The organism is Noviherbaspirillum pedocola, assembly GCF_016632335.1.
GTDB classification, from domain to species: Bacteria; Pseudomonadota; Gammaproteobacteria; order Burkholderiales; family Burkholderiaceae_D; genus Noviherbaspirillum_A; species Noviherbaspirillum_A pedocola.
On record NZ_JAEPBG010000005.1, the window covers coordinates 318,315 to 332,195 of the forward strand.

General features: G+C 56.5%; 11 protein-coding genes and 1 pseudogene. 5 read left to right on the top strand and 7 right to left on the bottom strand.

Annotated features, from left to right (window positions below; genetic code table 11):
• Positions 1 to 4 precede the first annotated feature (4 nt).
• Positions 5 to 1,384 carry a cysteine--tRNA ligase gene (cysS, locus tag JJB74_RS14595; RefSeq protein WP_200592652.1) on the bottom strand — a complete coding sequence of 460 codons (1,380 nt, stop codon included), beginning with the start codon at positions 1,382 to 1,384 and terminating at the stop codon, positions 5 to 7.
• A 253-nt stretch (positions 1,385 to 1,637) separates the two neighbouring features.
• On the opposite strand from cysS, the gene JJB74_RS14600 reads away from it, so the two are divergent.
• The 4 genes from JJB74_RS14600 (at position 1,638) to JJB74_RS14615 (ending at position 4,699) form a co-directional block, all read left to right on the top strand.
• On the top strand, positions 1,638 to 2,204 hold the full coding sequence (locus tag JJB74_RS14600; RefSeq protein WP_200592654.1) for a peptidylprolyl isomerase: 567 nt from the start codon (positions 1,638 to 1,640) through the stop codon (positions 2,202 to 2,204).
• Between the two features lie 50 nt (positions 2,205 to 2,254).
• A complete protein-coding gene (locus JJB74_RS14605; protein WP_200592656.1) occupies positions 2,255 to 2,743 on the top strand; it encodes a peptidylprolyl isomerase in 489 nt (162 codons plus the stop codon).
• A gap of 10 nt (positions 2,744 to 2,753) precedes the next feature.
• Positions 2,754 to 3,548: a UDP-2,3-diacylglucosamine diphosphatase gene (locus JJB74_RS14610; RefSeq protein WP_200592659.1), complete on the top strand. Its 795-nt coding sequence runs from the start codon at positions 2,754 to 2,756 to the stop codon at positions 3,546 to 3,548.
• Between the two features lie 230 nt (positions 3,549 to 3,778).
• A complete protein-coding gene (locus JJB74_RS14615; protein ID WP_200592660.1) occupies positions 3,779 to 4,699 on the top strand; it encodes a LysR family transcriptional regulator in 921 nt (306 codons plus the stop codon).
• 120 nt (positions 4,700 to 4,819) lie between these two features.
• On the opposite strand, the gene JJB74_RS14620 is transcribed toward JJB74_RS14615, so the two are convergent.
• From JJB74_RS14620 to JJB74_RS14645, 6 genes are all read right to left on the bottom strand, one after another.
• Complete coding sequence (locus tag JJB74_RS14620; RefSeq protein ID WP_200592662.1) at positions 4,820 to 5,548, bottom strand: ABC transporter ATP-binding protein; 729 nt, start codon at positions 5,546 to 5,548, stop codon at positions 4,820 to 4,822.
• Position 5,549: 1 nt separating this feature from the next.
• Complete coding sequence (locus tag JJB74_RS14625; protein WP_200592664.1) at positions 5,550 to 7,532, bottom strand: branched-chain amino acid ABC transporter ATP-binding protein/permease; 1,983 nt, start codon at positions 7,530 to 7,532, stop codon at positions 5,550 to 5,552.
• 2 nt (positions 7,533 to 7,534) lie between these two features.
• The gene (locus tag JJB74_RS14630) at positions 7,535 to 8,425 is read right to left on the bottom strand and encodes a branched-chain amino acid ABC transporter permease (protein WP_200592666.1); all 891 of its coding nucleotides are present in this window, start codon (positions 8,423 to 8,425) and stop codon (positions 7,535 to 7,537) included.
• A gap of 102 nt (positions 8,426 to 8,527) precedes the next feature.
• Complete coding sequence (locus tag JJB74_RS14635; protein ID WP_407672350.1) at positions 8,528 to 9,688, bottom strand: ABC transporter substrate-binding protein; 1,161 nt, start codon at positions 9,686 to 9,688, stop codon at positions 8,528 to 8,530.
• Between the two features lie 1,189 nt (positions 9,689 to 10,877).
• Positions 10,878 to 11,081: a cold-shock protein gene (locus tag JJB74_RS14640; protein ID WP_200592670.1), complete on the bottom strand. Its 204-nt coding sequence runs from the start codon at positions 11,079 to 11,081 to the stop codon at positions 10,878 to 10,880.
• 168 nt (positions 11,082 to 11,249) lie between these two features.
• Positions 11,250 to 12,074, bottom strand: coding sequence for a winged helix-turn-helix domain-containing protein (locus JJB74_RS14645; protein ID WP_200592672.1), 825 nt, complete (start codon positions 12,072 to 12,074; stop codon positions 11,250 to 11,252).
• A gap of 756 nt (positions 12,075 to 12,830) precedes the next feature.
• On the opposite strand from JJB74_RS14645, the pseudogene JJB74_RS14650 reads away from it, so the two are divergent.
• Positions 12,831 to 13,547, top strand: a pseudogene (locus tag JJB74_RS14650) (IS5 family transposase).
• Positions 13,548 to 13,881 lie beyond the last annotated feature (334 nt).

The window sequence follows — 13,881 nt, forward strand, 5'->3', positions numbered from 1 at the left end:
GCGCTTAAGCCCTGCGCCATTCAGTGACGCCGCCGGGCCGGTCTTCCAGCACGATGCCTTCGGCCAGCAGTTCGGCTCGGATGCGATCGGCCTCGGCGAAATTCTTCGCGCGCTTGGCTTCGACGCGCGCGGCGATTCTGGCTTCGATCGCCGCATCGTCGCCGCCGCCAGCGCCACGCAGGAATTCCTGCGGCGCACGCTGCAACAGTCCGATCACGCCGCCGAGGCGCTTCAATTGCCGAGCCAGCGCCGCATCGCGGCCACGATTGATCTCGTTGGCCAAGTCGAACAGCGCGGCAATCGCGATCGGCGTATTGAAGTCGTCATTCATCGCCTCGGCGAAGCGCTGCGCATGGGGCTCAGACTGATCGAGCTCGGCGTCGTCGGCCGGCACTTCCTTCAGCGCGGTGTAGAGCCGGGTCAGCGCGGCCTTGGCATCGTCCAGGTGCATATCCGAATAGTTGAGCGGGCTGCGATAGTGAGCGCGCAGGATGAAGAAGCGCACCACCTCGGGATCGTACGTCTGCAGCACTTCTCGGATGGTGAAGAAATTGCCGAGCGACTTCGACATCTTTTCGTTGTCCACCCGCACGAAGCCATTGTGCATCCAGACATTGACGAAGGGCTGCTGGAACGCGCCTTCGCTTTGCGCGATTTCGTTCTCATGATGCGGGAACTGCAGGTCCTGTCCGCCGCCGTGGATATCGAAATGTTCGCCGAGCAATTCGCAGGACATTGCCGAGCATTCGATGTGCCAGCCGGGACGGCCACGCCCCCACGGCGACTCCCACTTCACTTCTTCCGGCTCAGCCTCCTTGGCCGATTTCCACAGCACGAAGTCGAGCGGATCACGCTTGCCGCCGCCGACCTCGACGCGTTCACCGGCGCGCAGATCGTCGAGCGACTTGCCCGACAGCTTGCCGTAGCCCTTGAAGTCGCGCACCGAGTAATTCACGTCGCCATCGCCACCCTGGTAAGCCAGGCCGTTGCGCTCGAGCATGCCGATCAGGTTCAGCATTTGCGGCACATGCGCGGTGGCGCGCGGTTCGTGATCGGGACGCTGCACGCCGAGCGCGTCGGCATCTTCATGCATCGCGTCGATGAAGCGATCGGTGAGCTGCGCAATCGTTTCGCCATTCTCGACCGCGCGACGAATGATCTTGTCGTCGATGTCGGTAATGTTGCGCACATAGGTGACTTCCAGGCCGCTTGCGCGCAGCCAGCGCTGCACCATGTCGAACACCACCATCACGCGCGCATGGCCGAGGTGGCAATAGTCGTAGACCGTCATGCCGCATACATACATGCGCACCTTGCCGGGTTCGATGGGAGCGAAGCTCTGCTTTTCACGCGTCAGCGTGTTGTAGATCCTGAGGTCAGTCATGAGCGAAACGAGAGATGCCGGAACTGCCGCATGCCGCCGCGCATTGCGCATGCCGACCGCGGCCGGGAGAGCAATGCATCGCGACGATGCGACAAGGCCGTCAGAAAGCTTGTTTGAGTCTTTTTGATAAAATGCGTCGCGCGGCAGTATAGCATCAGGTCCGAGCGGCGCCGCCGTAATCGCAAGCAAGGCATGCAGGGCTCAGCAGTTCCAGCCACCTCCGACAATCTCATCGCAACCACAGGACATCCCCATGGCATTCACCCGTCGCACCATTCTGCGCCTCATCATAGGAACCACCTTCGCCGGCGCCGTTGCCGGCAGCTTCGCGGCCGATGCGCCGAAAGTATTGATGAAAACCAGCATGGGCGACATCACGATGGAACTGTATCCCGAGAAGGCGCCCAAATCGGTTGAGAACTTTCTCGAGTATGTGAAGAGCGGTCAATATGACGGCACGATTTTTCATCGCGTCATCAACAGTTTCATGATCCAGGGCGGCGGTTTTGACGCCAGCATGCGCCAGAAGCCGACCCGCGCGCCAATCGAGAATGAAGCGAAGAACGGTTTGAAGAACGAGCCGTATTCGGTCGCAATGGCACGCACCTCGAATCCGAATTCTGCAACCGCGCAATTCTTCATCAATGTGAAGAACAATGCCTTCCTCAATTACCCGGGTCAGGATGGTTACGGTTATGCCGTGTTCGGCAAGGTGATCAAGGGTCAGGAAGTGGTCGACAAGATCAAGGCAGTCGAGACCGGCCCCGGCGATGTGCCGAATACTCCGGTCGTCATCGAATCGGCCAAGGTCGTCAAGTAAGGCAAGCGCCCGCATGCGGGCAGATTTTTCACCATCAACAAGGAATCATCATGGCTGTTCTTCTTACCACCAACCACGGCAACATCAAGATCGAACTGGACGCGGAAAAGGCGCCGAAAACAGTCGAGAACTTCCTCAACTATGTGAAGAGCGGCCATTACAACGGCACCGTCTTTCACCGCGTGATCGACGGCTTCATGATCCAGGGCGGCGGCTTCACTTCGGGCATGCAGCAGAAGCCTACCAATGCGCCGATCGAAAACGAAGCCAAGAACGGCTTGAAGAACGAGCCGTACACCCTCGCGATGGCGCGCACCTCGGATCCGCATTCGGCCAGCGCGCAGTTCTTCATCAACGTGAAGAACAATTCCTTTCTCGACTACCCGGGCCAGGATGGCTGGGGCTATGCAGTCTTCGGCAAGGTCGTTGAAGGCCAGGACGTGGTTGACAAGATCCGCCAGGTGAAGACCACGCGCAAGGGCATGTTCTCCGACGTGCCTGCAGAAGACGTGGTGATCGAAAAGGCCGAAGTGGTCTGACGATTTACCCATGGATGCGCAAACCAACTCGCATCCGCACGACAAGGCGCAGCCCGAAGCGGCTGCGCTTTTCGTATCGGATGTGCACTTGCAGGCGGCCATGCCGGGTACGGTCGAGCTGTTCCTGTCCTTCCTCGATCAGCATGCGAAGCGCTCGCCGCGACTGTATCTGATGGGGGATCTCTTCGAATACTGGGCGGGCGACGATGATCTGAGCTCGCCCTTCCCCGCTCGCATCGTCGCGGCTCTGCGTGCAGTGGCCGATGCCGGTGTCGCGCTTTACTGGCTCGGCGGAAATCGCGACTTCCTTGTAGCCAGCGGATTTGCCGAAGCATCTGGACTTACCTTGCTTGCAGAACCGCATGTCGAAGAGATCGCGGGCAAGCGCTTGGTGCTGGTGCATGGAGATGCACAATGCATCGACGACCATGACTACCAGGCGTTTCGCGCACAGGTGCGGCAACCCATGTGGCAGGCGGCCTTTCTGGCGCAGCCACTGGAAAAGCGCAAGGCCATCATCGAAGGCATGCGCGAAGGGAGTCGTGCAGCGCAGCAGGTCAAGACGATGGAGATCATGGATGTGAACACGCAGGCCATCGACGCGCTGTTTGCCTCGACTGGTGCGCAGATCATGGTGCATGGGCATACACACCGCCCGGCTTTGCATCAGCATGTTGGCGGCTTGCGCTACGTGCTGCCGGACTGGGATGGCGACACCGAGTCCGTGCGCGGCGGCTGGCTCGCCTTGGGGCGCGACGGCGTGATGCGGCGTTTCGATGCGCATGGCGCGCCCATTGCCGATTAGCCGGGTCCAAGTCCGCGCCGTCTCGAATGCGTAGGGTGGGCGCAGCCCACGCGGCAGCACCTTGTATGTGCAACGCGTGGGCTACGCCCACCCTACGTAAGCAGCCGTATCGCGTCATCGGCCCTGCTTTCAGAATCGTTGCCGCGCAAGCTTTCGCCATGCTTGCGCGGCAACGATCCGCGGCGCTATCCTTGCCAGCCCGCCTCCCACTCCCCTACTGAAACCGCAGGATGGACCAGTTCAAGCAGATTTCCACTTTCGTCGATGTCGTCAACAAGGGCAGCCTCTCGGCGGCGGCCCGCGCGGAAGGCGTCGCGCCGGCAATGATCAGCCGCCGCCTCGATGCGCTCGAAGGACGCCTGGGCGTGAAGCTGCTGCAGCGGACCACCCGCAAGATCGCGCTGACGCACGAAGGCACCGCCTTTCTGGAAAGCTGCCAGCGCATCCTTGCCGATCTCGAGAACGCGGAAGCCTCAGTCGCCGAACGCAGTCTCAAGGCCAGCGGCACCTTGACGATCTCGGCACCGGCTGGCTTCGGTCGGCAGCATGTCGCGCCGCTGTTGCCGTCCTTCCTCGCCGAGCACCGCGATGTGACTGCCACACTGAATCTGAATGACCGCATCGTCGATCTGATAGGCGAAGGCGTGGACGTGGCCATCCGCATCGCTTCTCTTTCGGATTCAGCGCTGGTTGGCGTAAAGCTTGCGGACAACACCCGCGTCGTGGTGGCCTCTCCCGACTATCTGCAGCGACACGGCAAGCCGCAGTCTCTGGATGACCTGGCGATGCATAACTGCCTGGCAATCAACAATGAAGGCAGTCAACGCGGCTGGAGCTTTCGTCAGAACGGCCGCAACGTCACGCTGAAAGTCACTGGCAATATGGCCTGCAATGACGGCGCGGTGCTGCATGCTTGGGCGCTGGCCGGCAAGGGCCTGGCATGGCGGTCAATGTGGGAGGTAGGCGCGGAAATCGAGGCGGGCAGACTGGTGACCGTGCTGGATGAATATGCGGCGCCGGGCAATGCGATCTATGCGGTGTTTGCGCAGCGCCAGCATCTGCCACTGCGCATACGGGCCTTTGTCGAATTTCTTCGCCGCGCTTATGCGGCGCCGGATTACTGGCGCCGTCGCTGGGGCTTGGCCGCATAGGCAGCGCGGTGAAGTGCGAATAGGTTTTGCACAGGGATAGCGTCTCGCGCGTGTGGTTGACTCGGCCGCATGCGCGAAACGCCTCGCCGTCAATAGCGACGGCGAGGCTACCCAGTGCCGTCAATGCGCCTGTCCACCCCCGAGATAAGCCGCCTGCACCGCCGGATCGTTCTTGAGCTTTTCCGCAGGACCGTGCACCGCGATGCGACCGTTCTCCAGCACATAGCCATAGTCGGCCACGTTCAATGCTGCGGCGGCAAACTGCTCCACCAGCAGCATCGTCACTCCCCTCGCCTTCAGACGTTCGATGATGCGAAAGACTTCATCGACCAGAATCGGCGCCAAACCCATGGACGGTTCGTCGAGCAGAATGACTTCGGGGTTGAGCATTACCGCGCGCGCCATCGCCAGCATTTGCTGCTCGCCACCGGACAAGGTGCCGGCAAGCTGCGTCTGCCTTTCCTTGAGGCGCGGGAACAGCTCCAGCGCCCGCTCGAGGTCGGCGCGGATATCGCCGCGCGGACGGGAGCGCGTAAAGCGCGGGAAAGCGCCGAGCAGCAGGTTGTCGGTTACGCTCATGGTGGCAAAGACACGCCGGCCCTCAGGCGAATGCGCAAGACCCGCGCGGGCGATACGGTGCGAATCGAGACCGGTGACATCCTTACCGTTCAGGCTTACCGTTCCCTCCTTCGGCCGGATCATGCCCGATATGGCGCGCATCGTCGTGGTCTTGCCGGCGCCATTGCTGCCGATCAGCGTTACTACCTGGCCTTTTGGTACGTCGAGCGAGATGCCATGCAGCACTTCAACCTTGCCGTATGCGGCGTGCAGATTAGATATGGTCAGCATGTCAGCTCCTCGCCAGGATGGTGTCGGATTCATCGGGCTCGCCGGGCGCGCCCGGCGCAGTCTGCTCGGCGCTGCCGCCGAGATAGGCCTCGATGACCTTTGGATCGGACTGCACCGCATTCGGTTTGCCCTCAGCGATCTTCTGTCCAAAGTCGAGAACGGTTACGGTGTCGGAAATCGACATGACTACGTCCATGTGATGCTCGATCAGAATGATGGTGATGCCATGCTCGCGTATCTTGCGGATGATCGCCACCAACTCTCGAATGTCAGGTGCGGTAAGGCCTGCCGCCGGCTCGTCGAGCAGGAGTAGCGCCGGATTCAGACCCATCGCCCGGCCAATCTCGAGCACGCGCTGCTTGCCGTACGGCAGATTGCGCGCCTCTTCTCCCGCAAGAGATGCCAGGCCGACGAACTGCAGGATGCCCGCTGCACGTTCACGCGCTTGCGCTTCCTCGCGCCGATAACGCGGCGTATGCAGCATCACGTCCAGCACCGTGCTTCTGAACGTGTGGTGCAATCCGACCAGCACATTTTCCAGCGCGGTCATTTCGCCGAAGAGCTGCACGTTCTGGAAAGTGCGCGCTACTCCGCCGAGAGCGATTGCCGACGGCGTCAGTCCGGAGATGGTCTTGCCGCCGAATTCGACGGCGCCATCGGTAGGCCGGTAAATGCCGGTCAGCACGTTCATCATCGTGCTCTTGCCCGAACCATTGGGCCCGATCAATCCATGCACGGAGCCGCGCACCACGTCGAGATCGACGCGGTTAAGCGCCTTGAGGCCGCCGAACTGCATCAGCACGCCCTTGGCCCGCAACAGATGGGCGTCGCCGCCGACTTCGGTGTTCGCCGCCCAGGCGCTGCCCTCGCTGGCGGAAACGCTAGCCCCATGCGCGACGCGCCCGCTACGACCAAAGATGCTGTTGACGAAGCCGACGATGCCGTCCTGCAGGTAGTACACGACGAACAGCGTCATCAGACCGAAGATGGTCAAGCGCCAATCGACGATGTTTTCCAGCTGCCAGGCGAAGAGCGCCATGCCGACAGTGGCCAGCACCGGGACTGCCACCGCGCGCGGCGTGCGCTGGCCGCGGGCGACGAGCACGATGGCTGAAATTACCATGACGACTGCTGCGGCGGTGGCAAGCTGACGGAACAGATTGATGTCCGCAAGCAGGCTTGGCAGCATCACGACGATGAAGGCGCCCAGCAGGGAGCCAGTGCGGCTCTTGCGCCCGCCCATGATCACCGCAAGCAGGAACAGGATAGTCAGCTCGAAATTGTAGGTATTCGGCGAGATGTACTCTTCGGAATAGGAATACAGTCCACCGGCAAGCCCAGCCAGCGCAGCGCTTATCACGAACGCATAGACCTTGTAACGATAGACCGATACACCCATGCAGTCCGATGCGATCGGGCTGTCACGCAGCGCCTGGAAAGCCCGGCCGAGATGCGACTTCAGAATGCGATGTACGACGATCAGGGAGAGCACCATCAACACAGCGACGACATAGAAAAAGCCGACTTCACCGAGCTTGATGCCGAACAGCGTTGGCTTGGGAATCTTGATGCCAAGCGGCCCTTCGGTCAGGAAGGTCATCTCGTTGATCAAGATCTGGATAATGGTGCCGAAGGCCAGGGTTACCATCGCGAGGTATGGGCCTGTCACGCGCAATGCGGGCAATGCCAGCACGGCGCCAAAGACAGCGGTAATGGCAATGCTTGCCGGCAGCGCCACAAAGAGTGGCATACCCAGCTTGAACACCAATACGCCTGTGGCATAGGATCCGATGCCGAACAGGCCGGCATGACCGAGCGATACCTGCCCGGTATAGCCAACCACGATATCGAGACCGAACAGCAGGATCGCGTAGATCAGGATGGTCTCGGCCAGATGTACGTAGTAAGGATTGTGTACCACCAGTGGGAACAGGGCGAGCGCGGCTATCCCGGCGACGTATATCGCGAGCGATTTCAGCTTCATCGTCACACCTTCTTGATGGCGGTCTTGCCGAACAGGCCGGCTGGTTTAACCGCAAGTACCAGCAACAGCAACAGCAGTCCCGGCACTTCCTTGTATCCAGTGGAGATATAGAAGCCGGTCAACGTTTCTGCAATGCCGAGTATCAGTCCCCCGACAATCGCTCCCATGCCGGACGTCAGGCCACCAATGATCGCAACGGCGAATGCCTTCAGTCCGAGAGCAGATCCCATGGTGGATCCGGTCAACGTCAATGGTGCGACCAGTACGCCGGCGAACGCAGCCGTGGCCGAGGATAAGGCATAGGAAAAGGTAATCACCATGCGGGTGTTGATGCCCATCAGACCTGCCGCATCACGGTCGTTCGATGTGGCCACGACCGCCTTGCCATAGATTGATTTGCGGTTGAACAGCTCCACTGCAAACATCATTGCCAGCGCACCTAGTACAACAACCACCTGCATGGGCTGAACATTCGCGCCAAGCACCTGAAAAGGCGCTGCCGACAGCGGCGACGGGAAGGTCAGATCGTCCTTACCCCAGATGTTTTCCGCGACATTCTTGAAGATGATCGCCAGCGCGATCGTGGACATGATCCAGCCGAATTCCGATTTGATGCGGATAGCCGGGCGCACGCCTATCCATTCGACGAACGCTCCCTGCAATGCGCCAAAGACGATCACTAGAGGGATCATGATCCAGTAATTGAGAAACGGTCCGCCGTGCACATTCCCTACAAGGGACAGGCCAACGAGCGCTCCGAGCATCAGGGCCTCTCCCTGTCCGAAATTAAGGGTGCCCGAGGTGGCGAACGTAAGTTGATAACCGAAAGCGATCACCGCGTAAATCATGCCTAGCGCGATGCCGCTGAAAACGAGTTGCAGCAGTATGTCCATGAGTTCGTCCGAGCGTCGAGAAAAAGTGGCCGGCGCTCGCAAAGCGAGGACCGGCCCTTGCAAGGCCTACTGCCGACCAAGGCTTTGGCCGGCTTTCTTCTTTTATTGGGCGGCGTGAATCACGCGGCCTTCCTTCACCATGCCGAAGACCGGGATGCCAGGTTTGATTGCTTCGTGGTCGTCCTTGCTGAACGGCTTGCTGTACGAAGTAACGACACCGTCGACTTTATCGTTCAGATTTTCCAACGCTGCGCGTACTTTCGGGCCCTCGGTGCTACCTGCCTGCTTCATCGCTGCCGCCAGCAGATAAATGGAGTCGTAACCTTGTGCTGCCGAGACAGGTGAGGGAATACGACCGCCGGCTGGCTTGTAAGTCTTGACATAGTTGTCAATGAAAGCCTTGCGCTTCGGGGTGTTCGGATCCTGGATGAAGGTTTGCGGCATCAGTGTGCCCTCACCATTCTTGCCGGCGTTGTCGATGAAGTTTGCCATCGATAAGGTCCAGCTGCCGATCATTGGAACTTTCCAGTTCAGCTTTTCCATGCCGTTGGCGATTTGTGCGAGCTCAGGTCCGATACCATAAGTCAGAACCGCTTGCGCCCCCGCCGACTTTGCTTTCAGCAGCTGCGGGGTCATGTCGACGTCCTTGATATTGAATTTCTCGACGACTACCGGCTTGATGCCATTCTTTTCCAGCGCACGCTCCAGGTCTTCGCGGCCGAGCTGACCGTAATTGGTGGAGTCCGCAAGAATGGCTACTTTGGTAAATTTGTTTTTCTTTACGGCCTCGTCCACGATCATTGAAGATTGGATCAGGTCGTTGGCAGAAGTGCGGAACACATAGTTCTCCGGCTGGTCCGCGAATTGCTTAGTGATGACGGTTCCGGTCGCTACGTTGTTGATAACTGGAATCTTCGCTTCCTGGTAAAACCGTTGGGACGCCAGCGCAACGCCAGTATTAATGAAGCCGACGGTTGCGACGACTTTTTCCTTATTGATCAGTTCCTGCGCGACTTGAACGCCCCGTTCATTCTTGGCTTCATCGTCCCGTTCGACCGCTTCGAGCTTGCGACCAAGAACTCCACCTTGCGCATTAATTTCCGCGATTGCGAGCTTGGCACCGTCACGCATAGACACACCCATCGGTGCTGATCCGCCGGTAAATGGTCCTGATACGCCGATACGGATGGCATCAGCTGCCATACTTGCCGCACTCCAGGCGAGCAATGCAGCGGCTACAGACGCTGTTGTCCAGTTCTTCATGGTCATCCTCCAAAATGCTGGATTAATATTGATTAAGCGCTTCTGATACTCTCGAATTTATGCGCGCACCAAGTGTAGGAGCAAGTTTTAAAACAAGCAACATCTCATTTTGGCAAACGCTTGGGATATCGATTTTTAGTTAAAGTGTGTCGCAGTAGCAACACTCCACTTCTGCAAGAAGCCTGCCTTTCTCCTGGCCACATTCTTCACAGAAAGGTCTTCGAACATCCTTTAGATTTTCGAAACCACGCATTTATCGTGGGCCGGAATCGCGCGTGTGCGTAGGCTTACGCTTTTCCGAATGCCGAATGCATTGATGACAATGTCCAGCAGATGGACACAATTTGTGCTTAACCTAGCCAGAACGATGAAGTATAAAAAGTGATGATTTGATCGATGTGATGGCGCAGCATAGCGACGGAACAGAGATAGGTGATGTACTGGGCATGCAGCGCACGATAAGAACCGGGTACGGCATCAGGTAGGATTCGATAGGCCGCTAGCAAATAAGGTCAACTAACTTGGCAGCGCTTGAGCTTGCACAGGTCTTGTAATGTGTCAGACTGCACAGGGTGCGAAGCTTTCGAAACTGTCGCCAGGAATTGCACAGTTTTTCCCAGAGCTTGACTATTGACCATATGAACTGGCTTAGCCTCGCGTCACAAAACGCACGACAATCGGCACGCTTTTGCCATCTGCAACCAACGGTAACCTTGCTGCCGGAGGAGGCTCTTCGTCGTTGCGCCCCCGGGTTATGCGGAGGAAGGCATCGTTGTCTAAATACCGGGTCAATCGCGGACAAGCGGAGATATGAGAGCTAAATGTAGCGCTTGTAATACGCGTTATTGGTGCGCATCCCTTTCGCAGATAAATATGAGGGGAAGTGTCGCTGAGCTTCCTGCCACACAACCTTTTCACTCTCCCACATTTAAAAATGTGGATGACGACAACACTTGTGGAAGACGCTACAGCTCAAGCTTTTCGTCTAGCAATGGTCCGCTTTGCAATATTCATCAAGTACGCTAACCGCCATGGGATGCCGGAGAAGCTTGATACCAACTGGATGAAGCGAGGGCTGGTGAGCGTTTGAAGCACTGCAGAAAATGATGCATACTAGAAAAAACAAAAACCCCGTCTAGCGACGGGGTTTTGGAATCAGCCGCACCGTAGCTTGGTGCAACCAAAAAATTTATTCCGGACGAATGTTTGCGGCTTGCTTGCCCTTTGGACCAGTTACCACATCGAACGACACGCGCTGGCTCTCTTGGAGAGACTTGAAGCCGGTCGATTGAATCGCCGAGAAATGTGCGAAAAGGTCTTCACCGCCCTCGTCCGGGGTGATAAAACCGAAGCCCTTCGAGTCATTGAACCACTTAACAGTACCAGTTGCCATGATGTTTCCTATTGTTAGTTAAAGTAGGCTTGCGCCCGTTGGATCGTTTCAACCAAGTAAGGAAGGACAGACTGATACTGCACCACAACTAGCTCGAATCTCAACGATACGCCGAATTATACTGGAAGGCGTGAGAAACGGAAGGTGAAAATTTCCCTGCGTTTTGCCTTACCGCAATGCATACCTTCCTTCTTTGTCGAACCGGTCTTCGAAACTGTCCGAGACCTCCTTGAGCGTAGAACGAGTTTTCTGCTTTAAACAATAGCCTTGTTTATAGACACTCACAACGGTGTACTGGCCTTTTGTAAGCATCTCTAGCTTCAGACGCAACTGAAAAATCGTTACACGGATATTGCTTCCCTCTGTAGACTTGCCGGTCGACCGGAAAAGCAATACGAGATCGGAAAATGGAATTACACTGCCCATTTGACTAAGAAAAAGCTCTGCAAGGGCAAATTCCGAACGTGTGAGATGTATGGACTTACCAAAGAAAAGCAGCGTACGCACTTCCGAAAGAAGCGTCAGCGCACCAAAATGTAGCCGAGCTTTCAGCAGGTTTTTCCTTTTCAATACGGTATAAATCCGGTGGGCTAGTTCTGGAACGCTGATGGGATTGAAAATCCAATCAGAAACAATCTCCGGCATATCACGCGTTTCGCTAATAACTTTCTCAGATTCCATAACCACGATAACTGGGGCAACCTTTAGCAAGGTTCCGGTCTCGCTGCGCAAAACCATTAGTTCTTTGCGTTCTGATGACTGAAGAGCTTCGATTGAAGAGATATTACTAACCTGCATCAACACAATTGAAGCGACATCATTCTGCAAAATCATATCAGCGATACTTCTACGCTCCCCAAGTGGCGTTAAGTGCACGACAAGCGGATTAATATGGCGGGACATATTCCGGAATGCCTCATTTAACGACAGCAACTGTTCGTTAATCGAATTGAATAAGTGATCACCGATGATTTTCAATTGAACATTCATCATCCCTCTCCGGGATAGGACTACGTTGAAGACAAACACACTGGGAAAACGGAGGAGAAATCCTTCATCCGCAACAACTGTAATGCCAACCGTGCCCTGAGTTAAATTTCAGCGCTTGAAAGTTCCATATCCTGTACGTTTATGCAGGGTCAATGATGAATGGGGAACTCAAGCGCCGGAGTTTCCACAATCTCATCGCAACGTATCTCTAGGCATACAAAACCTTATTTACCGATCATTGCAATAACGCGGTACTGCAGACGATGAGACCGGAGACGGGTGCTGCAGGCCAAGGTTTGTACGAGCGCAGTTTTTGCGAGAGATCACCAAGTGAAGGAGGTGATTTGGTCATCTTTGACAACGCTGGGCCACGAGGAAAGAGGGCCTTGCCCCACGGCATCTCTTTTGCTGACAATTCTTATCTCATGGAAATATCTGCGCCACCAGATACACATTTCAAACTCCGTCTTGTGCGACTAAATAGTCGTAGCCCATATTCATATATAACCGTGGCCATATTCCGGTGCCCCGATCTTCGGCATAACCTAGCCGGCGGCTTTGCAGCCGGCTCTATGTCATGGCGGCTTGCTCGAACAGCTTCTATTTCCAATGACGTGACTGCTACAGTCAGCACGTAGGCTGCGCTTGACTCCAACGTTGCTTCGTTCGGTGCTGTCGAATTAGTTTTTTCAGCGCATAAAGCGCTTTATTTATTTTTTTGGTCATCGTTAGCCAGTGCGGGACGAGTAGTGGGAGCAAATCAAGGATTGGCTGCCCGGTCAGGAAAGACATGTCGGCCCTACGGCCAAAGATAATCGCCTGTTTGTGGAAGCGGTTCTGTACCGCTACCCTGCAGGCATCCCATGACGTGATTTACCGGAGCGCTTCGGTGAATTTCGAGTGATCCATACCCTGCACTCTCGCTGGAGCAAGAGCTGCGTCTGGTAACGTACTTTCGAGGCGCTGGCGGCTGATGCTGACAATGAATACGCCATGATTGATTCCACTATCGTGCGCGCGCATCAACATAGCGCCGACGCAAAAAAGGCGGCGCCCAAGCCAAAGCGATTGGCCGCAGCCGTGGCGGGCTGAGCACGAAACTCCACGCCACTGTTGTTGTGCTGGGCAATCCGACCGAGTTTCACCTGACATCGGGACATGCCCATGACCTGGAGGGGCCGATGCCTTACTACCCGACACGCCAAGGGCCACAATCATTCCCGACAAAGCCTACGATGCCCAAGTGAGGTAATTAATCATTTGTGCGACGCTGGCAAGAACGTCGTAATCCCTTTCAAGCGCTGTCGCAAACACCCACGCGACTATGACAAGCACCTCTATCGGACCCGTTACCTGACTGAGCAATTCCTCAACAAGCTCAAGCAATATCGCAGCATTGCCACCCTCGACGACAAGACCGCCTACAATTTCCTCGGTGCGATCCATATCGCTGCCGCCGTCATCTGGCTTGATTGATGACACGCTTTAATATTAGAAGAGTAACGTCTATCACTATACGGCTTGGGATAGCGGTTCGATAAGCTCCGATGGCAAGCGGCCTAAGTGGTAACAGTTGTAGGCTCATGCGATAGCTCATCAGAAATGAAGGTCCATTAATCGTCATCTCGTGCAACTGTCTTCGTCATCCACCTCCAACTCAGCCTTCATTGTTTGGATCTGCCTTAACGCGGTTGTCGGAATGCTAGACGGAGGAATGTAGAGGAATTAAAGCGGTCTAACCATGAGCTTCGCCACCTTGAGGAGGCCATCATGGGCGCTGCTTATTCCGTGGATCTACGACGCAAAGTTG

Excerpts from the sequence above, each read along its gene's own strand:
- cysS (WP_200592652.1), bottom strand. The coding sequence starts at position 1,384 with ATGACTGACCTCAGGATCTACAACACGCTGACGCGTGAAAAGCAGAGC.
- JJB74_RS14600 (WP_200592654.1), top strand. The coding sequence starts at position 1,638 with ATGGCATTCACCCGTCGCACCATTCTGCGCCTCATCATAGGAACCACC.
- JJB74_RS14605 (WP_200592656.1), top strand. The coding sequence starts at position 2,255 with ATGGCTGTTCTTCTTACCACCAACCACGGCAACATCAAGATCGAACTG.
- JJB74_RS14610 (WP_200592659.1), top strand. The coding sequence starts at position 2,754 with ATGGATGCGCAAACCAACTCGCATCCGCACGACAAGGCGCAGCCCGAA.
- JJB74_RS14615 (WP_200592660.1), top strand. The coding sequence starts at position 3,779 with ATGGACCAGTTCAAGCAGATTTCCACTTTCGTCGATGTCGTCAACAAG.
- JJB74_RS14620 (WP_200592662.1), bottom strand. The coding sequence starts at position 5,548 with ATGCTGACCATATCTAATCTGCACGCCGCATACGGCAAGGTTGAAGTG.
- JJB74_RS14625 (WP_200592664.1), bottom strand. The coding sequence starts at position 7,532 with ATGAAGCTGAAATCGCTCGCGATATACGTCGCCGGGATAGCCGCGCTC.
- JJB74_RS14630 (WP_200592666.1), bottom strand. The coding sequence starts at position 8,425 with ATGGACATACTGCTGCAACTCGTTTTCAGCGGCATCGCGCTAGGCATG.
- JJB74_RS14635 (WP_407672350.1), bottom strand. The coding sequence starts at position 9,688 with ATGAAGAACTGGACAACAGCGTCTGTAGCCGCTGCATTGCTCGCCTGG.
- JJB74_RS14640 (WP_200592670.1), bottom strand. The coding sequence starts at position 11,081 with ATGGCAACTGGTACTGTTAAGTGGTTCAATGACTCGAAGGGCTTCGGT.
- JJB74_RS14645 (WP_200592672.1), bottom strand. The coding sequence starts at position 12,074 with ATGATGAATGTTCAATTGAAAATCATCGGTGATCACTTATTCAATTCG.